Raw genomic sequence first — 18,760 nt, 5'->3', positions numbered from 1 at the left:
GCCGCCCCCGGCGCCGACCGCAGCTCAGACACCCACGCCCGGGTACGCCACGACACCATCGACGCATCTGGCTGCGTCACCCTGCGCCACAACGGCCGGCTCCACCACATCGGCATCGGCCGGACCCACGCCCGAACCCGCGTCATCCTGCTCGTCGCCGACCTAGAGATCAGAGTCGTCAACGCCGCCACCGGCGAACTCCTCCGCGAGCTCACCCTCGACCCCACACGCGACTACCAACCCACCGGAGCACCCAAAGGACCCACCCGAACAACCCCGAAATGAACAACACCCGGACCTGCAACCGCAGGTCCAGGTGTCGCCGATGTCCTGAGACATCACATGTGTAGCGGGGGCAGGATTTGAACCTGCGACCTCTGGGTTATGAGCCCAGCGAGCTACCGAGCTGCTCCACCCCGCGTCGGTGAACAGAACGTTACCGGTGGGGCGGCCCGAACCCAAATCGGGCCTGCCCCACCGGCGTCACGTCACTGCCTCACGTCACTGGGCGGGCGTCGGCGACGGCGCCGGCGAGGCCGACCCGGCACCAGAACCCGAGCCGGATCCCGAGCCCGTCCCGGAGGCGCTGTCGTCCTCCAGGGCGATGGCCTGCGAGATCAGGTCGCGGGCCTGGTCGTTGCGGCTCTGGTACTCCGCGAGGTCGCCGGACTCGAGTGCCTGCTGGGCGAGCTGGAACTGCTGCTCGGCCTGCGAGAGCAGCTCGGCCACCGTGCTGCCGGGCGTGACCGTCGGCTCGTCCGAGGGGGTCGGCTCGTCGCTGGGGCTCGGCTCCGCCGACGGCGTCGGGGTCTCGCTGCCGGTGTCGCCGCCGGTGCTGACGCCGTTCGTCGGCGCGTTGTTCTGGGCCCGCTGCAGCGCACCACTCAACGTCGTGTCGATCCCGACGCCCCCGCGGTAGGAGACGAGGACGTAGCGCAGGATCGGGAAGTTGGCGTCGCTCGTCGTGTCGCGTGCAGCGTAGACCGGCTCGACGTACATCAGCTCGTCGCCGACGGGCAGCGTGAGCAGGTTGCCGTAGATCGGCGCGCTGCCGGAGCGGTTGAACTGCGCGAGCTCGTCCGCGACGGTCGGGTCGGAGCGCAGGTTGTTGGACACCTGACCCGGGCCCTGCTGCTGCTCGTCGATGACGTCGATGACCCGGATCTGACCGTAGGTGTCGGAGGTCGCGTCGGAGTCGACCGAGACGAACGCCGCGAGGTTGTTGCGCTTGTAGGGCACGAACGTCGAGGTCATCGACCAGGTCTGCCCGTCCGGCACCTCGGCCTCCTCAGCCGTCGCATTGTCCGGAACCAGCCCGGACGGCTGCGTCACGAACATCCGGTACGGCGGCTGCAGGGTGTTGGCGCCGTTCGGGTCGTCCGGGACCTCCCACCGGTTGTTGTCCTGGAACCACGCGTTGGGATCGGTGACGTGGTAGCGCGCGAACTGGTAGCGCTGCACCTTGAACATGTCCTCGGGGTAGCGCAGGTGGTCGAGCAGCGACTCGGGGATGTCAGACTTCGGCTTCACGGTGCCGGGGAACGCCGCTGCCCAGGCGCGCAGGATCGGGTCCTGCTCGTCCCAGCCGTAGAGCGTGACCGTGCCGTCGTAGGCGTCGACCGTCGCCTTGACCGAGTTGCGCATGTAGTTGATCTCGTCGGTCGGGAGCGTGCGCAGCCCGGTCTGGTCCTGCAGCGTGTCGTCGGTCATCCGCTCGAAGGACTCGCGCTCCGAGCCGGGGAACCGGTCGGTGGTCGTGTAGCCGTCGACGATCCACTGGATGCGGTTGTCGATGATTGCCGGGTAGATGTCGTCGTCCAGCGTCAGCCAGGGCGCGACCTTGCGGACGCGGTCGGCCGGGTTGCGCTCGTAGATGACCTCGGAGTTGGCGTTGACGCGCTGGGAGAGCAGGAAGTTCGTGCTGCCGAACTTGATCGCGTAGAGCAGCTGCCGGAACGTCGAGCCGACCGGCACTCCGCCCGCCCCGTCGTAGGTCGTCTCTGCCTCGTTGGTCGCATCCGAATCGTCCGTCGAACCGTCGTTCGGGCCGGTTGCGCGCTGCAGGTCCAGCTCGACGCTCGGCGCGTCCTCGGAGGCCTTCCCGACCACGGAGTAGTTCGGGCTGTTCTCGCCGAAGTACACCCGGTCCTCGTAGCCACCGAGGGCCTGCGCCAGGTCGTCCTGTCCGACCTGGTTGCCCTGCGCCCACTGGGTGTTGTCGATGTTCCCGTCACCACTGGCCTCGAGCTGAGCGTTCTCGGCGTCACGCTGGTTGGCGTACGCCGCGATCACGTCGTTGCCGTGGGTGTAGACGGTGTGCAGGTTGAGCCAGTTGCGCACCTCGCTGCTGAGCGCGTCCTGGTCCAGTTCGCGCACGCCGAGCACGAGCGCCCGGTCGACGCCGTTGATCTCGTAGTGGTCGACGTCGAGGACGTCGGCCACGGAGTAGTAGCCGCGCACCTGCTGGTTCTGCTCGAAGGCGCGGCGCACCAGCTGCGGGTCGACCAGCGGCACCGAGGCGACGCTCGGGTCGGTGGCCGCGTCGACGGCGGTCGCGGGAGTGCCGGCGGCGGGTAGCTCGTACTCCTCCACCGTGTCGATGTCGTACGCCGCGCGCGTGGCCGCGATGTGCTTCTCGATGTAGGGCGCCTCCTTGTCCGCCTCGCTCGGGCGGACCTGGAACTGCTGCACGATGCCGGGCCACACCAGGCCCAGCAGGATCGCGGAGACGACGAGCAGCGCGAGCCCCATCGACGGCAGCAGCCAGGTGCGGCGCCAGACGTTGACGAAGAACAGCACGGCGCAGATGAGCGCGATGCCCATGAGGATCGCCTTGGCCGGGAGGATCGCGTTGTCGGCGGTGTAGGTGATGCCCGTCAGCCGCGAGCCGGAGCGGCTCGCGAGGTCGTAGCGGTCGAGCCAGTAGTCGACGGCCTTGGCGAGCACGAAGACGCCGAGGAGCAGCGAGAGCTGCGCCTGCGCCGCGCCGGACAGGCGGTCGGTCGGCTGCTGCAGCCGGATCCCGCCGTAGAGGTAGTGCACGACCGCGGCGGCGAGCAGCGCGACGACCGCGGCGGCCATCACGAAGTCGACGAGGTAGTGGTACCAGGGCAGGTCGAAGACGAAGAAGCCGATGTCCTTGCCGAAGTAGGCGTCGTCGCGCTCGAAGGGCACGCCGTTGCGCCACAGCATGTACGTGCGCCACTCCCCCGCCCCGGAGGTGCCGGCGAAGATGCCGAACAGCCCGGCGAGGCCCACGACCAGCCAGGTGCGGATCGGCGTCACGGCCTGGCGGTAGCGGTCGAGGCCGCTCTGGTCCTGCGAGGGCGGGTGGAACAGCGGCCGCGTGCGGAAGGCCACCACCATGCTCACGGCCACCACGACGGCCATGAGCAGCCCGAAGACCGCGAAGAGCCCGATGCGCGTCCAGAGCAGCCGGCTGTAGACGCCGGAGAAGCCGATGTCGCGGTACCACAGCACGTTCGTCCAGAAGTTGGCGAACGTCGTGAGGCCGAAGAAGGCCAGCACCAGGACGATGGCGGTGATGACCAGCGCCCGTGAGCGCCGCGAGGGCCCCGGGTCGGCGGGCCCGGTGGCCCGCGGGTCGTCGTCGAACAGCTCGCTCATCGGTCGTCCTCGTCCTCGGGGTCCTCAAGGGTGGCGCCGAGCAGCTCGATGAGCTCGGGCACCAGGTCGGCTCCGCCGACGACCGAGTGGTCGTCGTCGTGGGCACGCAGCCGCATCGCGCAGTACGACGAGCCGTCGCGCATCACGCCGACGACCATCCGCACCTCCTGGCGGTCGGGGTGCTGCGCGGCGTACGCCGCGGCTGCGGTGGGGTCGTCGGGGATGTCGTCGTCGGCGTCGGGCGGCAGCACGAGGCGCTCGACGACGGCGGCGCAGCCGGCCACCTCGGGCCCCCAGGTGATCGTCGCCAGCGTCGACTCGAAGCGGTCCTGCGGCAGCTGCTCCTGCTCGACCGGGGTCAGCGACCCGTCGGCGGAGGCGTCGTCGAGGCCCATCGCGCTGGCGAGGGCGGGCTCGCGGCGCACGAGCTCGGCGGTGTCGACGAGCGCGTAGAGCCGCCCGGCCTGGTCCCAGCCGAGCCCGGCGGCGTGCTTCTCGATCTCGAGCACCGCGACCGCGAGCGCGGGGTCGGTGTCGAGGTCGGCGAGCTCCTCGGACAGGTCGTCGTTCACGCGTCAGCTCCCACAGCTCGGAAGTGTGGCACCGTGGTCTGCCGCCCACGCCTCGATCGCCTCACGAGCGTCGTCGAACGTCGCGACCTTCGCGAGCCGCATGTCCTGGTTGTCGGCCCCGCGGGCGTCGTCGCAGTTGTCGGCGGGCACCAGGAAGAGCTGGGCCCCGGCCTGGCGGGCTCCGACGATCTTCTGCTGGATGCCGCCGATCGGTCCGACGCTGCCGTCGGCCTCGATCTCGCCGGTGCCGGCCACCTCTCCGCCGCCGGTCAACGAGCCGGGCGTGAGGGTGTCGTAGATCGCGAGGGAGAACATCAGCCCCGCGCTCGGCCCGCCGATGCGCGGGTCGATGTCGACGTTGACGGAGAAGGGCAGGTCGTAGCCCTGGCCCATGATGATCCCGATGCGCGGCTTGCCGTCGTCACCCGCCTCCGGCACGACCGGCACGGTGACCTCCTTGCCGTCGCGCAGCACCGTGAGCTGCACGGGCTGGCCCGCCGGGGCCGCGGCGATCGCGTCGGTGATGGCGGTCGAGGCGGCCTGCAGGTCGTCCTGGGCCAGCCGGGTGCCGTTGACGGCGACGAACAGGTCGCGCAGGTCGAGCGCGCCGTCGGCCGGCGCACCGCTGTCGATGCCCTGCACCTCGACGTAGGACGGCACGTCGTAGCCGAGCGCCCGCAGCGCGATGGCCGAGGCGGTGTCCTGCGAGGACAGCATCTGCACCTGCCCCTCGGTCTCGTCCTGCTCCGCGGTGCGGTCGTCGGGGTAGACCGCGTCGCGCGGGTAGACCGCGTCGCTCGAGCTCAGCCAGGACTGCATGACCTCGAACAGGTTGACCTGGGCCGTGCGCGGGGTGACGGACACCGTCGTCATCCGCAGCTGCCCGCTGTCGCGGTAGGTCTTCTCACCGCCGCCGACCTGGATGATCTCCTTGCCGTCGGGTGCGGCCAGGACGTCGACCGTCGGTCCGGGCGAGTAGGTCGTGTAGGGCAGCGGGGCCAGCAGGGCGACGAGCACGAGCGCGGCTGCCAACGGCGTCGCCAGCAGGGCGGCGATCACGCGCTGGTTCATGGCGGAAGCCTCTCAAACGCGTGGTTGCCCGCCAGGACGCACCTGGGCAACCTGTGGACGCGCTGTGGGCCGTGGGACCGCGAGGGTCAGGACGCGCGGCGCTCGCGCCGCTCGCGGCGGTTCTCGTCGACCGGCGTCGCCGGTGCGGCCGGCGGCGCGTCGGGGTTGCGGGGCAGCCCCCGCGGTCGGGGCGGCGTACGCCGGACCGCGACGCCGCTCGACCGGGCCGGCGTCGACCGGTCGCGGGCGCCGGGTCGGGTGCGGGCGCGTCTCAGGCGCGGCTCCTTGTCCAGAGCGGCGCCGAGACGGCGCACGGCCTCGTCCTGGTCGAGCTCGGCGCGCTCGCGGCCGACCCACGAGACCCAGAGCATGGCGACGACGGTGACGACGACCGGCGGCGCGAGCCAGAGCAGGATCTCCACCTCCCCCACGCTAGGTACTAACGTCGTCCGCATGTCGGAGCCCACGCCGGACGAGCAGCACAGCCCAGTGCGGCTCGTCGCCCTGCGCGAGACGCCGCTCGACGTCGACGAGGTCGTCGCCGCCCTCGACGACGACGCCTCCGGCGGCCTCACGCTCTTCGTCGGCCGGGTGCGCGACCACGACGGCGGCAAGGGCGTGCTCGGACTCGACTACTCGGCCCACCCGACCGCGCTCGGCATCCTGCGCGAGGTGTGCGAGGAGGTCGCCGCCGCCCACGAGGTCCACGGCGTCGCCGCGGTCCACCGGGTCGGCTCCCTCGACATCGGCGACGTCGCGGTCGTGATCGCGACGACCTCGGCCCACCGCGGGACGTCGTTCGACGCCTCCCGCGCGCTCATCGACACGCTCAAGGACCGGGTGCCGATCTGGAAGCACCAGCGCTTCGGCGACGGCACCGAGGAGTGGGTCGGTTCGCCGTAGGGGGTGACCGGCACCGGCGTAGTCTCGGGGCATGGCAGACGACCGCTCCGGCTCGGGCGAGGATCCGCAGAACCCCTTCAAGGGCACGCCCTTCGAGCAGCTCTTCGGCCAGATGATGGGCGGGATGATGGGCGGGCCGGGCGGGGCCGGTGGCCCCGGCGGGCAGATGCCCGACCTGGGCCAGCTCTTCGGCCAGCTCCAGTCGCTGCTGCAGCCGCACGACGGCCCGCTCAACTGGGAGGTCGCCACCGACCTCGCGCGCAAGACCGTCGCCCGCGAGCCCGACCCGACGCCGACCGGGACCCAGCAGGACCGCGTCAAGGACGCGCTCGTCCTCGCCGACCACTGGCTCGACGCCACCACGTCTTTCCCCTCGGGGGTCACGACCGCGCAGGCCTGGAGCCGCGCCGAGTGGGTCGTGCAGACCCTCGAGGTGTGGAAGGTGCTCGTCGAGCCGATCGCGCGGCAGTCCGTCGACGCGCTCGGCACGGCGATGCCGCCGGAGGCCCGCGCCCAGGCCGGCCCGATCCTCGGCTTCCTCGGCCGCGCCATCGGCGCCGTGCTCGCCAACCAGGTCGGGTCCGGGCTCGGCACCCTCGCCACCGAGGTCCTCTCGGTCTCCGACGTCGGGGTGCCCCTCGCGCCGGCCGGACGCGCCGCGATCGTGCCGGCCAACGTCGCGGCGTTCGCCGAGGGCCTCGACGTCCCCGACGACGACGTGCTGCTCTTCCTCGCCCTGCGCGAGGCCGCCCACCAGCGGCTCTTCGCCGGCGTGCCATGGCTGCGCGAGCACCTCGTCGGCGCGGTCACGGCCTACGCCGAGGGCGTGGAGCTCAACATCGAGGGCATCCAGCAGCGCGTGGAGGAGCAGATGCGCGGGCTCGACCCCAGCGCGCTCGGCAACCCCGAGGCGATGCAGGAGCTGCTCGACGGCGGCATGTTCGACCTGCCCGAGTCGCCGGCGCAGAAGGCCGCCCTGGCGCGCCTCGAGACCACTCTGGCCCTGGTCGAGGGCTGGGTCGACGAGGTCGTCGGGCAGGCGGCCGAGGGCCGGATGCCGACGTTCGCCAAGCTGCAGGAGGCGATCCGGCGCCGCCGCGCGACCGGCGGTCCGGCCGAGCAGACCTTCGCCACCCTGGTCGGCCTCGAGCTGCGTCCGCGCCGCCTGCGCGACGCCTCGACGCTGTGGGGCTCGCTGCGCACCCGCCAGGGCACCGAGGCCCGCGACGGTGTGTGGATGCACCCCGACCTGCTCCCGACGGCCGAGGACCTCGACGACCCGCTGGGCTTCCGCGAGGACGCCGCCAAGCCGGAGGAGCTCAGCGAGGCCGACTTCGACGCGGAGCTCCGCAAGCTGCTCGACGGTGAGTGAGCCCCACCCGGACGCGCTGCGCGCTGACGCTCTGGAGGTGCTGCGGGCCTGGGAGCCGCCCTCGCCCGAGCAGGCCGAGCTGCGCCAGCGCTACGTCGCGCACCTCGAGGCCCACCCCGACGGCCTCGCCCGCTCCTGCTCGCCCGCCCACGTCACGGCGAGCCTGCTGGTGCTCGACCCGACGCTCCGCCACGTGCTGCTCACGCTGCACGCCAAGTCGGGTCGCTGGTTCCAGTTCGGCGGTCACACCGAACCGGTCGACCGCACGCTCGCGGGCGCGGCGCTGCGCGAGGGGGTCGAGGAGTCCGGGATGGATCGCGACGACCTCGACCAGGACCCGGTGCCGCTCGTGCTCGACGCCCACGAGGTGCCGTTCTGCGGCTCACCCGTCGACGGCGGCGTCACCGTGCACCTCGACGTGATGTTCTGGGCCACCGCCCGAGAGGGCGCGTCCACCGAGGTCAGCGAGGAGTCGCTCGACGTGCGCTGGTGGCCGGTCGACGAGCTCCCCGACCCGGAGCTGTCGGCGTTCGTCGGCGCCGCGGTGCGACGGGCGGGTCGACCGGCGGGTCGGCCGGCGGGTCAGTCGACCTCGCCCTCCTGACCCGGGGGCGGACCGAGCCGCGCGGCGGCCGACCAGCCGAGCAGGTAGCCCTGGGCCCGCTGGCTCTGCGGGTAGCGGTCGACCCAGCCCCAGAACGCCGCGTCGTGGCCCGGCTCGAGCAGGTGGGCCAGCTCGTGGACCAGGACGTAGTCGACCACCCAGCCGGGCATGGCCTGCAGCCGTGCCGAGAGCCGGATGCTGCGGTCGCCCGGGGTGCACGAGCCCCAGCGGTGCTTCTGGTTCTCGACCCAGCGCACCGACGAGGGCGGGGCGAGGCCCCCGAGGTAGCGGTCGCTCAGGGTGAGGGCCCGCTCCATCAGCTCGGCGTCGGAGGCGGGCGGTCGCTCCTCGGAGCGGCGGACCCGGGCGACCATCCGCTCGACCCAGGTCGCCTCCTCGTCGCGGCTCAGCGATGCCGGGAGCAGCACGACGATGCGGTCGCCGTCGCGGTACGCCGACACCGTGCGCCGGCGCCGCTTGCTGCGACGGACCTCGACGAGCGGCTCGGCGCTGCCGTCACCACCGTCCGCCCCGTCCTCGCCCCCGCGGTCCGTCATGGCCGGAGGTTAGCCCTTCGGGTGAGCCCACTCCAGGAGCCGCTCCAGGGGCCAGGTGTTGACGATCCGCTCGGGCTCGATGCCGGCGGCCTCGGCGCGCTCGGCCCCGTAGGCGATGAAGTCGAGCTGGCCCGGGGCGTGGGCGTCGGAGTCGATGGAGAACAGACAGCCGAGGTCGCGGGCGAGGGCGAGCAGGTCGCTGGGCGGGTCGCGCCGCTCGGGGCGGGAGTTGATCTCGACGGCCGTGCCGGTCTCGGCGCACGCCCGGAACACCGCGGCGGCGTCGAACTGCGACTGCTGACGGGTGCCCCGTGACCCCGTGACCATCCGGCCGGTGCAGTGGCCCAGCACGTTGGTCAGCGGGTTGCGCACGGCGGCGACCATGCGCCGGGTCATCGCGCGCTCCTCCATCGCGAGCTTGGAGTGCACGCTGGCGACCCGGACGTCGAGTCGCTCGAGGAGCTCGTCGTGCTGGTCGAGGCTGCCGTCGTCGAGGATGTCGACCTCGATGCCCTTGAGCAGGGTGAACCCGCTCCCGGCGAGGTGCTCGTTGACCGCGTCCACGACCCCGAGCTGGCGCCGCAGCCGGTCGGCACTGAGGCCGTTGGCGATCCGCAGCCGGGGCGAGTGGTCGGTGAGCACCTGGTAGTCGTGGCCGAGCTCGATCGCGGTGAAGGCCATCTCCTCGATCGGCGAGCCGCCGTCGGACCAGTCGGAGTGGGAGTGCAGGTCGCCCCGCATCGCCGCCCGGACGCTCGCCCCGCCCTCGGTGAGCGGGCCGCCGTGCTCGGCCTCGAGGTCGGCGAGGCGCTGCGGCAGCTCGCCGCGCAGCGCGGACACGATCACCTTCGCCGAGCTGGAGCCCACCCCGGGCAGGTCGGTCAGCGTGCCCTCGTCGGCCCGGGCCCGCAGCTCGTCCTCGGGCAGCGGGAGGATGGCCGCGGCCGCGCCTCGGAACGCCTTGACCTTGAAGGTGTCCTCGCGTCCGCGCTCCAGGAGGAAGCCGATGCGTCGCAGCGCTGCGACCGGCCCCCCGTCGTACCCCCCGTCGTCCCCCCCGTCGTGCATCGCCTCGCTCATCTCGCCACCCTACGAGCAGTCGGGCCGCCCGCGCGACGGCTGTGCACAGCCCTCCACACGCTGTCCACACCTGCGTCCACAGTTTTGTCCACAGGCTGGGGAGAACCGTTTGTGGAGGAGCGGCTCAGCGGCCCTCGAACACCGGGGCCCGCTTCTCGCGGCTGGCCCGCACCCCTTCCTGGAGGTCGGCCGTCGCCAGCGTCACGGGCTGGGCGAGCGCCTCCCACTGCAGCGCGGTCTCGAGGTCGCTATGGCCGCCGTCGAGCAGCGCCAGCTTGGTGAGCCGGCTCGCGATCGGCGCCGTCGCGGCCACGTCGCGGGCGATCGACAGCACCTCGTCGCCGAACCCCTCGCCGGACCCGTCGCGCCCGAGCACCCGGGAGACCATCCCCATGCGCAGCGCCTCGTCGGCGTCCACCACCCGACCCGTCAGCAGCAGGTCGCGGGCGTGCGCCTGCCCGACCACCTCCGGCAGCAGGTGGGTGCCGCCCATGCCGGCGTGCATGCCGAGCTTGACGAAGGGCACGCCGAGCTTCGCGCCCGCGGCGGCGTAGCGCAGGTCGCAGGCGAGCGCGAGGCAGAGCCCGGCTCCGATGGCCGCTCCGTTGACGGCGGCGATCGTCGGCACCTCGAGGGTGCGGATCGACAGCCACGAGCGGTAGAAGGGCAGCATCCGCTCGCGCAGGTCGTCGACGGTCGCGTCGGGCTCGCTCGCGATCCACGAGGTGTTGCCGCCCGAGCAGAACGCCGAGCCCTCCCCCGTGACCACGACGACCCGCACGGTGCGATCGGCGCGCAGGGCCGCGATCGCCTCGGTCCACGAGGCCGTCATCTCGTCGGACATCGCGTTGCGCAGGTCGGGGTTGTCGAGGGTGAGGCGGGCGACGCCGTCGGCGGGCCGGTCGAGACGCAGGTGGGTGAGCGTGGGAGCGGACATGCAGCGCAGGCTATAGAGCCGCGACCGGGCGCGCCGTGAGCGATCCCACGCCTCGCTGTGCAGTAGCGTCGCAGCGATCCACCACCCCCGATCACCACCCGATCACCACCCCGATCACCATCAGCGAGGAGTCCGACATGGCCGAGACCTGGAGCGGCGAGTTCTACTGCGTCAAGTGCAAGGAGAAGCGCGAGGCGGAGGGCGAGGTCAAGGTCAGCGAGAAGGGGACCCGCATGGCCAAGGGCGTCTGCCCGGTCTGCGGCACCAACCTCAACCGGATCCTCGGCAAGGCCTGACGCTCTCCCCCTCTCCCGGGGCCGGGCCCTGCAGAGGCCCTGTGGAGAGGGGCCGACGCTCCGCGGTGATCCGTGTGAGCGTGGCTCGGTGACCTGGCTCCTCGTCCCCGGCCTCCGGCTCCTGCGGCGCGACGAGCGCCACCTGCAGGTCGGCCTCGACGCACCGCACGCCGCGGTCCTGCCCGACTCCCCCGGCGTACGACGCCTCCTCGGCGACCTCGCAGCCGGCGCCCCGCTGTCGACCCTCGACGACCAGACCGGCCGCGCCCTCGCCAGCCTCGTGCGCGCCGGCCTGCTCGTCGGCGCGGACGCGGAGGCGGCGCAGACCGCCGCCCGCGCCCGGTGCGCGGTGCACCTCGACGTGCCGCCCGACCTCGAGGCGACGGCCCGCGACCTGACCGAGCGCAGCGGCCTCGGTGCCCCCGTCGCCGGCGAGGCGTCGGTCGCCCTGGTCTGGACGTGCGGCGAGCCCGACCGCGAGCGGCTCGACGCCTGGATGCGCTCCGCGACCCCGCACCTGCCGGTGGCCGAGCTGCCCGGGGGCGAGGTGCGACTCGGGCCCTACGTCGACCCCGGGCGCACCGCGTGTCTGCGCTGCGTCGACGCGCACCTGCGCGAGCGCGACCCGCGTCGGGACCTGCTGGTCGCCCAGCACGCCGACGGTGACCCGCTGCGACCGCTCGCGCCCGACCCGGCCCTGCGCACCCTCGCCCTCGGTTGGGCGGTGCGCGACCTGGCGCTGGCCGCCGTCGGCGACGAGCCTTCCACCTGGTCCGCGGTCGTCACCCTCGGTGAGACCGAGCCGGAGCGGACGGCGTACCGCAGGCACGTGCACTGCGGGTGCAGTTGGGACGAGGAGGTCGCGCAGCGAGCCGCCAGCGCCTGAGCTGCGGGTGCCGGGCTACCAGTGCTCGCTGTCGAGCTTGCCCTCCATCGAGCGCAGGTGCTCGCGCGAGCAGCGGTCGCAGAACCTCAGCTGCCGACCGCGTTCGACCGCCGTGCTCCAGGTCAGCGTGCGCGCCTCGTCGCTCTCCTGGCGTCCGCAGAAGTCGCAGGTGATCACGCGAGCACGCTACTGCGGACGCCGTCGCTCGGACATGACAGAACCGGGCACGACCAGTGGTCGTGCCCGGTTCCGGTGTTCCACCCGCGATCAGGGTGACCCCCGCGGGATCCGCGAGGCTCTACAGGGCGCGGGCCAGGGCGAGACGCGCCTGCAGAGCAGCCCGCTCCGCCTTGCGGCTGAGCCGGCGGGCGCGGGCCAGCTGGTGGCCACGCCGCATCTGGTGCGCCTCTCCCAGGCGCGCGGACATCTGTGCGCGCGCCAGGTTCTCGTTCATCAAGTTCATCTCGGTGCTCCTGCTTCGGTGGTCGGTCATGAGAGGTGAGGTGGTTCCTTCTGGGACTGGACGGGCGTCGGTCAGGCGGCTGACTCGCTCTTGCGAGGGCGACCGCGCGGACGCTTGCGGGCGACGACGACGCCAGCGATGAACAGCTGGCCTCCCCAGACGCCCCACGGCTCGCGGCGCTCGAGAGCGCCGTCGAGGCACAGGGCGCGGACGGGGCAGTCGACGCACAGGGCCTTGGCGTACTCCACGTCGCTGGGCGACTCGGCGAACCAGAGCTCCGGGTCCTTCACCCGGCACGGGAGGTCCGCCGCGTCCACCCCCGAGGCGGCATCGTGCAGGCCGCCCAGTGAGGCCCCGGTGGCCGGCTGGTCGACGGGCCGGTCGAGAACGCTGATGGTCATGTCTTTCACCTCCTCTGCTTCACCTTGATCGCGGATGGTCGTGGTCAGTGGTGCTGGCATCAATCGGTCCTGCTCTCGGACGGTGGTCCGCGCCCGAGAAACAGAAAGGCCGCGGAACCCTGTCGTGGGTTCCGCGGCCTGGAGGCTGCCGATCAGCTGATGTCTCAACTGAGGGGCGGACTCCAGGCAAGGGTCCCCGGGACGTAGGCGACGGTGCGACCCAGGAAGCCCTGGGTGGTCTGGATGGCCTGGGTGCGATCGCGCTCGATGGTCGTGAGGGAGGCGTGGGCGCACGCGGGCATGGCGAAGCCGGACGGGTCGATCACCGTCCACAGGTTCGTGTTGAGCGTCATCGGTTCCACACCTCCGTCTCTCTTCTCGTGCGCCGGGTCGTCAGCCCGTGTGTGCGCGTTCGGCTTGGAGCAGCAAGGTATCGCTCCGCGCGAGTAAGGGGCAAACGATTTAATGGGTATTTCTCGGAAATTGTTCGACCGTGGTGTCCCTCGACCACGGGACACGGGTCCGGGGCCGCTCACTCCACGAGTGCGAGCAGCTCCTCGCCGTACTTCTGCAGCTTCTCCGGCCCGACGCCGCTGACCGCGAGCAGCGCTTTGGGCGACTGCGGACGGCGCGTCGCGATCTCCTCGAGGGTGGCGTTGCTGAAGACCATGAACGGCGCGATCTCCTCCTCGCGGGCACGCTCGGTGCGCCACTCCCGCAGCCGGTCGAAGAGCGCCTCGTCGTAGGGCGCCGGGCAGGTCGCGCAGCGACGTCGGGCCTTGTCGGCGGCGCTCTGCAGGGGCTTGCCGCACTCCAGGCACATCCGGGCGCCCTTGGCCGATCGCTTCGACGGCGCCGGCGCCGCGTCGGCGGGCAGCAGGGGGGTGAGGAAGCGGGAGGGCTTGCGCGAGGCGCGACCGCCGGGGTTGCGGGCCATCGCCCAGGACAGGGCGAGGTCGCGACGGGCGCGGGTCATGCCGACGTAGAGCAACCGCCGCTCCTCCTCGACCTGGGCGGGCGTCTCAGCGTAGGTGATGGGCAGGGTGCCGTCCTGCAGGCCGACCAGGAAGACCGAGTCCCACTCGAGTCCCTTGGCCGCGTGGAACGTCGCCAGCGTGACGCCGTCGGCGACCGGGGCGTGCTGCTCGGCGGCACGCCGGTCGAGCTCGTCGACGAAGGCGTCGAGGTCGCCCTCACCGTCGGCGGCCTCGGCGGCCTGGTCCACCAGCGCCTGCCACGACTCCCAGCGGTCACGGGTCTGCCCGCGGGCGGTCGGCGCCTCGGCCGTCCAGCCCATGCCCGCGAGCACGGCGCGGACCGCCTCGAGCAGCTCGGGCCCGCTGGCCCCGCCCTGGCCGCCGCGGGCGGCCCCGCGGATGCGGGTCACGGCCTCGCGGACCTCGGGGCGCTCGAAGAAGCGGGCGGCGCCACGGATGACGTAGGGGATGCCCCGGGCGGCCAGCGCCTCCTCGTAGGCCTCGGACTGGGCGTTGATGCGGAACAGCACGGCGATCTCGCCGACCTCGCGACCCGAGCGCCGCAGCGCCAGGACCTGGGCGGCGACGTGCTCGGCCTCGTCGACCTCGTCGGGGCGTCCCTCGTAGGACACCTCCGGCCCGGACTGCTGCTGGGAGCGCAGCTGCACGCCCGCACTGGGGGTGCCCTCGAGCAGGGTGTTGGAGGCCTCGACGACCTGGGGCGTGGAGCGGTAGTTGCGCACCAGCTCGACCGAGGTGGTGCCGGGGTGCTTGCGGGCGAAGTCGCGCAGGTAGTCGGCGTTGGCCCCGGCGAAGGAGTAGATGGTCTGAGCCGGGTCGCCGACCACGCAGATCTCGTGGCGACCGCCGAGCCAGAGGTCGAGCAGCGCCGACTGGAGCGGCGAGACGTCCTGGAACTCGTCGACGACGAACCACTTGTACTGCCGGCGCACCTGGGCGGCGACGCGCTCGTCGTCGGCGAGCATGCCGGCGTTGAGGAGGAGCACGTCCTCCATGTCCATGCGGCCCTGCTCGCGCTTGATCGTCTCGTAGGCCGCGAAGACGCGGGCCACGACCTCGGGCCCGTGGTGGGCCACCGTGCGGCCGCGGCGGGTGGCGACCTCGGCGTAGGTGTCGGGCGAGACGTTGCTGACCTTGGCCCACTCGACCTCGGAGGCGAGGTCGCGCAGCAGCGCCTGGTCGACGTTCATCCGCAGCGAGCGGGCCGCGCCGGCCAGCAGGCCGATCTTGGACGCCGTCAGCTCGGGCAGCTCGGTGCCGTGCACGTGCGGCCAGAAGTAGCGCAGCTGGCGCAGCGCGGCGGAGTGGAAGGTGCGGGCCTGCACTCCCCCGGCACCGAGCTGGCGCAGGCGGGTGCGCATCTCGCCGGCCGCGCGCGTGGTGAAGGTGACCGCCAGCACCTCGGTGGGGGCGTAGACGCCCGTCGCCACACCGTGGGCGATGCGGTGGGTGATCGCCCGGGTCTTGCCGGTGCCGGCCCCGGCGAGCACCCGCACGGGTCCGCGCAGGGCCTCGGCCACCTGTCGCTGCTCGGGGTCGAGCGCGTCGAGCAGGTCAGGCACGGAACAACCCCCGGGTCACCATGGTTCACTCGACGGCAGATGCAGTCGAGTCGGTCGATGGACCGAGCCTAGAGGTCGGAGGGGACAACCCGAGATGAGCCAGAGCTTCACGATGTACACCACCCCGTGGTGCGGCTACTGCCACCGCCTGAAGAGCCAGCTGGACCGCGAGGGGATCACCTACGACGTCGTCGACATCGAGCAGGACCCGGCGGCCGCGAAGGTCGTGGAGACGGCGAACGGCGGCAACCAGACCGTGCCGACCCTGGTCTACAGCGACGGCTCCGCGCAGACCAACCCCTCGCTGGCCCAGGTCAAGGAGAAGATCGCCTCGCTGGCCTGAGGCTGCTCACCAGCCCCCGGGCAGCGGAGCGCCGTACCAGTCCTCGACGAGCGAGTGGCTGATGGAGACGCCGCCCGGGAGCACCAGCGTCCCGGCCTCGGCCTCGGCGCGCATCTCGGCGCGGGTGAACCACCGCGCCGCCTCGATCTCGTGCTCGTCGACGGTGATCCGCTCGCTGGTCGCGCGCCCGGTGAAGCCGACCATCAGGCTGGCGGGCAGCGGCCACGGCTGGTTGCCGAAGTAGGTCACCTCCCCGACGTGGACGCCCACCTCCTCGAGGACCTCGCGACGCACGGCGTCCTCGAGGGTCTCGCCGGGCTCGCAGAAGCCGGCGAGCGTCGAGAACCGGCCCGCCGGCCAGACCGCTTGGCGCCCGAGCAGGCACCGCTCGTCGTCGGACCCGGGCTCGCCGTCGGCGATCAGCATGATCACCGCGGGGTCCGTGCGCGGGAACTGCGCCCGACCGCACCGGGTGCACCTCAGCTCGTGACCGGCCGCCTCGGGGCGCAGGTCACCGCCGCAGCGTGGGCAGAACCGCGTCACGTGCAGCCACTCGGCGATGCCGAGGGCGTGCAGGACGAGCGGTGAGGCCACGGCGTCCTCGCGCACCCCGCCCGGGACGTCGCTGGCGTCCTCGGCGAGCAGGGGCAGCACCGACCGCAGGGGCACCCACTCCTCACGGTCCGACCCGTCCGACGCGTGCTCCGGCAGGGCGACGACGGCGAACCAGGTGCGCCCCTCGCGCTCGCCGAGGAGCACCCGCAGCCCCTCGGGAGCCTGAGCCGGCGTCGTCCACGGGACGACCCCGTCGACCGGGCGCACGCGGGTGCCGGCGACGACCAGCACCCTCGTCGCGGGGTCGGACCACTGCTGGTCGAGCCAGGCCTCGTCGCGCCGGTGCAGCGCCGCGCGGTCGTGTGCTCCGGACGAGATGCGTTCGTGCGGGAAGGCCACGTCGTCGAGGCTAGGGCGTGGCCCCAGCGTGTCCCGGCCGACCCAGCCTTTTTGACAATGGTTCTCACTAGTGTTGAGAATCGCTCTCATGAAGCTCCGGCGCACCCGCCTCCCCGTCCTGCTCGCCCTGTCCATCTCCTGGCTCGCCGCCGGGTGCGGTTCCGACTCCTCGCAGCCCGCAGCCGAGCCCGGGACCGACCCCAGCGCCGAGGTGACCGTCCCGACGGTGACCTCCGTCGACGACGCCGTCGCCCGCCTCGCCGTCACCTACGACGGCGGCGTGCTCGTGGTCGGCGCCGACGACGGCGAGGTCCTGGCCGACCTGCCCGCCGAGGGCTACCTGCGGGTCAGCCCGGCCGGGGACGACCGTCACGTCTTCCTGGCGAGCCCCGGCTCGTTCCGCGCGGTCGACCTCGGCGTCTGGACGATCGACCACGGCGACCACGCCCACCACTACGCCGACGACCCCGAGCTCACCGACTTCACCGTGGCCGCGGAGGAGCCGGGTCACGTCGTCCCGCACGACGGCACGACCACGCTCTTCGACGACGCGACGGGCGAGATGACCGCCCTGCCGACCTTCCAGCTCGGCGAGCTCGACCGCGGCGAGCCGGACCTCGAGACCCTCCGGGCCGAGCACGCCCACCACGGCGTCGCCGTACGCCTCGAGGACGGGTGGGTCCACACCGTCGGCACCACGGAGGAGCGCACGGGCGTGCAGCGCCTCGACGAGGACGGAGCGGTCGTCGCCAGCAGCGAGGAGTGCCCCGGCGTGCACGGCGAGACGTTCGCGACCCGCGGCGAGGAGGAGATCACGGTCTTCGGCTGCGAGGACGGGGTGCTGCTGGTCGACGACGCGGGCGTCACCAAGGTGAGCGCGCCCGACGACTACGCCCGGATCGGCAACCTGGCGGGCGCCGAGGACTCGGCGTACGTCCTGGGTGACTACAAGGTCGACGAGGACGCCGAGCTGGAGCGACCGACGCGGGTCAGCCTCGTCGACACCCGCGACGGCTCGCTGCGCCTCGTCGAGCTCGGCACGAGCTACACGTTCCGCTCGCTGGGCCGCACGCCGGAGGGCGACGGTCTCGTCCTCGGCACCGACGGGGCGCTCCACCTCGTCGACGCCGAGCGTGGCAAGGTCGCCTCGTCGCTGCCGGTCGTGGCGGCGTGGGAGGAGCCGCTGGACTGGCAGGAGCCGCGTCCGGCGCTCGAGGTCGTCGGCGACCGCGCCTTCGTCACCGAGCCCGCCACCCGCACCCTGCACGTCGTCGACCTGACGTCCATGAGCGTGGTCGCCTCGCACGAGCTGCCGCAGGTGCCCGACGAGCTCGCGGGCGTCGCCGGCTGAGCTCCGAGGTCCTAGTCTCGCCGGGTGAGCACGCACATCGGCGCCGCGCCCGGCGAGATCGCCCCCCTGGTGCTGATGCCCGGTGACCCCCTGCGGGCCCGGTGGATCGCCGAGACGTTCCTGGACGACGCCCGGTGCGTGACCGAGGTGCGCGGGATGCTCGGCTACACCGGCACGTGGCGGGGCCACCGGGTCTCGGTCCAGGGCTCCGGCATGGGTCAGCCGTCGCTCGCGATCTACGCCACCGAGCTGTTCCGCGACTACGACGTCCAGAACATCGTGCGGGTCGGCTCGGCCGGCGCGCTGAGCGAGCGGGTGGCCGTGCGCGACGTGGTCATCGCGACCGGGGCGTGCACCGACTCGAGGATGAACGTCATCCGCTTCGAGGGCCTCGACTACGCCCCGGTCGCCGACTTCGCGCTGCTGCGCGCGGCCGTCGAGGCGGCGGAGGCGGCCGAGCTGTCGGTGGGCCTGCACGTCGGGCTCGTCCACAGCAGCGACTCGTTCTACCCCGCTCGGCCCGAGCTGGTCGCCCGGCTGGCGGAGTACGGCGCGCTCGCCGTGGAGATGGAGGCGAGCGCGCTCTACACGATCGCGGCCGGGCTCGGGCGCCGCGCGCTCGCGGTCTGCACCGTCTCCGACCACGTGCTGACCGGCGAGGAGACCAGCGCCGAGGAGCGTGAGCGCACCTTCTCCGACATGGTCGGGATCGCACTGAGCGCCGGCACCCGGGTGACCGACGACCTCGCCTGAGCGGGACCGTCCCGGGACTGTCTGAGGCCG

Annotated in this window: 21 protein-coding genes, 1 tRNA gene and 1 pseudogene; 9 read left to right on the top strand and 14 right to left on the bottom strand. The window is 72.7% G+C overall.

The features are described from left to right. Positions 1 to 285: pseudogene (locus GRQ65_RS23055) on the top strand (hypothetical protein); the annotation flags it as partial. 62 nt (positions 286 to 347) lie between these two features. Here the strand turns inward: GRQ65_RS23055 and GRQ65_RS19125 are convergent. From GRQ65_RS19125 to GRQ65_RS22250, 5 genes are all read right to left on the bottom strand, one after another. Continuing rightward, positions 348 to 421: transfer RNA gene (locus GRQ65_RS19125), tRNA-Met, on the bottom strand. Between the two features lie 80 nt (positions 422 to 501). Continuing rightward, the gene (locus GRQ65_RS19120; protein ID WP_160879602.1) at positions 502 to 3,627 is read right to left on the bottom strand and encodes a UPF0182 family membrane protein; all 3,126 of its coding nucleotides are present in this window, start codon (positions 3,625 to 3,627) and stop codon (positions 502 to 504) included. After that, positions 3,624 to 4,199 carry a PPA1309 family protein gene (locus tag GRQ65_RS19115; protein WP_337191881.1) on the bottom strand — a complete coding sequence of 192 codons (576 nt, stop codon included), beginning with the start codon at positions 4,197 to 4,199 and terminating at the stop codon, positions 3,624 to 3,626. Before GRQ65_RS19115 ends, GRQ65_RS19120 begins: the two co-directional genes overlap by 4 nt. 3 nt (positions 4,200 to 4,202) lie before the next feature. Then, positions 4,203 to 5,270 (bottom strand): YlbL family protein, encoded by a 1,068-nt coding sequence (locus tag GRQ65_RS19110; protein WP_160879601.1) that lies wholly within the window; start codon positions 5,268 to 5,270, stop codon positions 4,203 to 4,205. 86 nt (positions 5,271 to 5,356) lie between these two features. Beyond that, positions 5,357 to 5,692, bottom strand: coding sequence for a hypothetical protein (locus tag GRQ65_RS22250; RefSeq protein ID WP_202388374.1), 336 nt, complete (start codon positions 5,690 to 5,692; stop codon positions 5,357 to 5,359). A 31-nt stretch (positions 5,693 to 5,723) separates the two neighbouring features. On the opposite strand from GRQ65_RS22250, the gene GRQ65_RS19100 reads away from it, so the two are divergent. Genes GRQ65_RS19100 through GRQ65_RS19090 form a run of 3 tightly spaced genes read left to right on the top strand, consistent with a single transcriptional unit; the run spans position 5,724 to position 8,149 of the window. Then, complete coding sequence (locus GRQ65_RS19100; protein WP_160879600.1) at positions 5,724 to 6,173, top strand: molybdenum cofactor biosynthesis protein MoaE; 450 nt, start codon at positions 5,724 to 5,726, stop codon at positions 6,171 to 6,173. Between the two features lie 31 nt (positions 6,174 to 6,204). Then, positions 6,205 to 7,545: a zinc-dependent metalloprotease gene (locus GRQ65_RS19095; RefSeq protein ID WP_160879599.1), complete on the top strand. Its 1,341-nt coding sequence runs from the start codon at positions 6,205 to 6,207 to the stop codon at positions 7,543 to 7,545. Beyond that, positions 7,538 to 8,149 carry an NUDIX hydrolase gene (locus tag GRQ65_RS19090; protein ID WP_337191880.1) on the top strand — a complete coding sequence of 204 codons (612 nt, stop codon included), beginning with the start codon at positions 7,538 to 7,540 and terminating at the stop codon, positions 8,147 to 8,149. Before GRQ65_RS19095 ends, GRQ65_RS19090 begins: the two co-directional genes overlap by 8 nt. Here the strand turns inward: GRQ65_RS19090 and GRQ65_RS19085 are convergent. From GRQ65_RS19085 to GRQ65_RS19075, 3 genes are all read right to left on the bottom strand, one after another. After that, the gene (locus GRQ65_RS19085; RefSeq protein WP_160879598.1) at positions 8,128 to 8,706 is read right to left on the bottom strand and encodes a M48 metallopeptidase family protein; all 579 of its coding nucleotides are present in this window, start codon (positions 8,704 to 8,706) and stop codon (positions 8,128 to 8,130) included. The genes GRQ65_RS19090 and GRQ65_RS19085 overlap by 22 nt on opposite strands. Positions 8,707 to 8,715: 9 nt before the next feature. Beyond that, positions 8,716 to 9,786, bottom strand: coding sequence for a PHP domain-containing protein (locus GRQ65_RS19080; RefSeq protein WP_237448545.1), 1,071 nt, complete (start codon positions 9,784 to 9,786; stop codon positions 8,716 to 8,718). Between the two features lie 124 nt (positions 9,787 to 9,910). Beyond that, positions 9,911 to 10,723: an enoyl-CoA hydratase/isomerase family protein gene (locus GRQ65_RS19075; RefSeq protein WP_160879597.1), complete on the bottom strand. Its 813-nt coding sequence runs from the start codon at positions 10,721 to 10,723 to the stop codon at positions 9,911 to 9,913. Positions 10,724 to 10,860: 137 nt separating this feature from the next. Here GRQ65_RS19075 and GRQ65_RS22245 point away from each other — a divergent pair, with 137 nt between their 5' ends. Next, on the top strand, positions 10,861 to 11,019 hold the full coding sequence (locus GRQ65_RS22245; RefSeq protein ID WP_202388373.1) for a DUF5679 domain-containing protein: 159 nt from the start codon (positions 10,861 to 10,863) through the stop codon (positions 11,017 to 11,019). Positions 11,020 to 11,107: 88 nt separating this feature from the next. Then, positions 11,108 to 11,905, top strand: coding sequence for a hypothetical protein (locus GRQ65_RS19070; RefSeq protein ID WP_160879596.1), 798 nt, complete (start codon positions 11,108 to 11,110; stop codon positions 11,903 to 11,905). 15 nt (positions 11,906 to 11,920) lie between these two features. Here GRQ65_RS19070 and GRQ65_RS22240 read toward each other — a convergent pair whose 3' ends face one another. The 5 genes from GRQ65_RS22240 to GRQ65_RS19050 all read right to left on the bottom strand — a co-directional run bounded on the left by GRQ65_RS22240 (position 11,921) and on the right by GRQ65_RS19050 (position 15,329). Beyond that, complete coding sequence (locus tag GRQ65_RS22240; protein ID WP_202388416.1) at positions 11,921 to 12,082, bottom strand: hypothetical protein; 162 nt, start codon at positions 12,080 to 12,082, stop codon at positions 11,921 to 11,923. A gap of 121 nt (positions 12,083 to 12,203) precedes the next feature. Next, positions 12,204 to 12,536 carry a putative WhiB-interacting protein gene (locus GRQ65_RS24320; RefSeq protein WP_500690543.1) on the bottom strand — a complete coding sequence of 111 codons (333 nt, stop codon included), beginning with the start codon at positions 12,534 to 12,536 and terminating at the stop codon, positions 12,204 to 12,206. After that, entirely contained in the window at positions 12,440 to 12,769 is a 330-nt protein-coding gene (locus GRQ65_RS19060) for a WhiB family transcriptional regulator (RefSeq protein ID WP_160879594.1), read from the bottom strand. The genes GRQ65_RS24320 and GRQ65_RS19060 overlap by 97 nt, the downstream gene beginning before the upstream one ends. Before the next feature lie 164 nt (positions 12,770 to 12,933). Further along, the gene (locus GRQ65_RS19055; protein WP_160879593.1) at positions 12,934 to 13,122 is read right to left on the bottom strand and encodes a hypothetical protein; all 189 of its coding nucleotides are present in this window, start codon (positions 13,120 to 13,122) and stop codon (positions 12,934 to 12,936) included. Positions 13,123 to 13,301: 179 nt separating this feature from the next. Further along, positions 13,302 to 15,329, bottom strand: coding sequence for a UvrD-helicase domain-containing protein (locus tag GRQ65_RS19050; protein ID WP_160879592.1), 2,028 nt, complete (start codon positions 15,327 to 15,329; stop codon positions 13,302 to 13,304). Positions 15,330 to 15,423: 94 nt separating this feature from the next. Here GRQ65_RS19050 and GRQ65_RS19045 point away from each other — a divergent pair, with 94 nt between their 5' ends. Further along, positions 15,424 to 15,672, top strand: a complete 249-nt coding sequence (locus GRQ65_RS19045; protein WP_160879591.1) for a mycoredoxin — start codon at positions 15,424 to 15,426, stop codon at positions 15,670 to 15,672. A 6-nt stretch (positions 15,673 to 15,678) separates the two neighbouring features. Here the strand turns inward: GRQ65_RS19045 and nudC are convergent, their stop codons facing one another. After that, a complete protein-coding gene (gene nudC / locus GRQ65_RS19040) occupies positions 15,679 to 16,626 on the bottom strand; it encodes an NAD(+) diphosphatase (RefSeq protein ID WP_160879590.1) in 948 nt (315 codons plus the stop codon). Positions 16,627 to 16,714: 88 nt separating this feature from the next. Here nudC and aztD point away from each other — a divergent pair, with 88 nt between their 5' ends. Both aztD and deoD read left to right on the top strand, forming a co-directional pair. Beyond that, positions 16,715 to 17,977, top strand: a complete 1,263-nt coding sequence (gene aztD / locus GRQ65_RS19035) for a zinc metallochaperone AztD (RefSeq protein ID WP_160879589.1) — start codon at positions 16,715 to 16,717, stop codon at positions 17,975 to 17,977. A 24-nt stretch (positions 17,978 to 18,001) separates the two neighbouring features. Continuing rightward, a complete protein-coding gene (gene deoD / locus GRQ65_RS19030) occupies positions 18,002 to 18,730 on the top strand; it encodes a purine-nucleoside phosphorylase (RefSeq protein WP_160879588.1) in 729 nt (242 codons plus the stop codon). Positions 18,731 to 18,760: the final 30 nt, after the last annotated feature.

Origin of the sequence: Nocardioides flavescens (genome assembly GCF_009823805.1) — a bacterium.
Lineage (GTDB): Bacteria > Actinomycetota > Actinomycetes > Propionibacteriales > Nocardioidaceae > Nocardioides > Nocardioides flavescens.
This window is presented reverse-complemented; position numbering and strand designations above follow the sequence as displayed.

Excerpts from the sequence above, each read along its gene's own strand:
- GRQ65_RS19120 (WP_160879602.1), bottom strand. The coding sequence starts at position 3,627 with ATGAGCGAGCTGTTCGACGACGACCCGCGGGCCACCGGGCCCGCCGAC.
- GRQ65_RS19110 (WP_160879601.1), bottom strand. The coding sequence starts at position 5,270 with ATGAACCAGCGCGTGATCGCCGCCCTGCTGGCGACGCCGTTGGCAGCC.
- GRQ65_RS19100 (WP_160879600.1), top strand. The coding sequence starts at position 5,724 with ATGTCGGAGCCCACGCCGGACGAGCAGCACAGCCCAGTGCGGCTCGTC.
- GRQ65_RS19095 (WP_160879599.1), top strand. The coding sequence starts at position 6,205 with ATGGCAGACGACCGCTCCGGCTCGGGCGAGGATCCGCAGAACCCCTTC.
- GRQ65_RS19085 (WP_160879598.1), bottom strand. The coding sequence starts at position 8,706 with ATGACGGACCGCGGGGGCGAGGACGGGGCGGACGGTGGTGACGGCAGC.
- GRQ65_RS19080 (WP_237448545.1), bottom strand. The coding sequence starts at position 9,786 with ATGAGCGAGGCGATGCACGACGGGGGGGACGACGGGGGGTACGACGGG.
- GRQ65_RS19075 (WP_160879597.1), bottom strand. The coding sequence starts at position 10,723 with ATGTCCGCTCCCACGCTCACCCACCTGCGTCTCGACCGGCCCGCCGAC.
- GRQ65_RS22245 (WP_202388373.1), top strand. The coding sequence starts at position 10,861 with ATGGCCGAGACCTGGAGCGGCGAGTTCTACTGCGTCAAGTGCAAGGAG.
- GRQ65_RS19060 (WP_160879594.1), bottom strand. The coding sequence starts at position 12,769 with ATGACCATCAGCGTTCTCGACCGGCCCGTCGACCAGCCGGCCACCGGG.
- GRQ65_RS19055 (WP_160879593.1), bottom strand. The coding sequence starts at position 13,122 with ATGACGCTCAACACGAACCTGTGGACGGTGATCGACCCGTCCGGCTTC.
- GRQ65_RS19045 (WP_160879591.1), top strand. The coding sequence starts at position 15,424 with ATGAGCCAGAGCTTCACGATGTACACCACCCCGTGGTGCGGCTACTGC.
- aztD (WP_160879589.1), top strand. The coding sequence starts at position 16,715 with ATGAAGCTCCGGCGCACCCGCCTCCCCGTCCTGCTCGCCCTGTCCATC.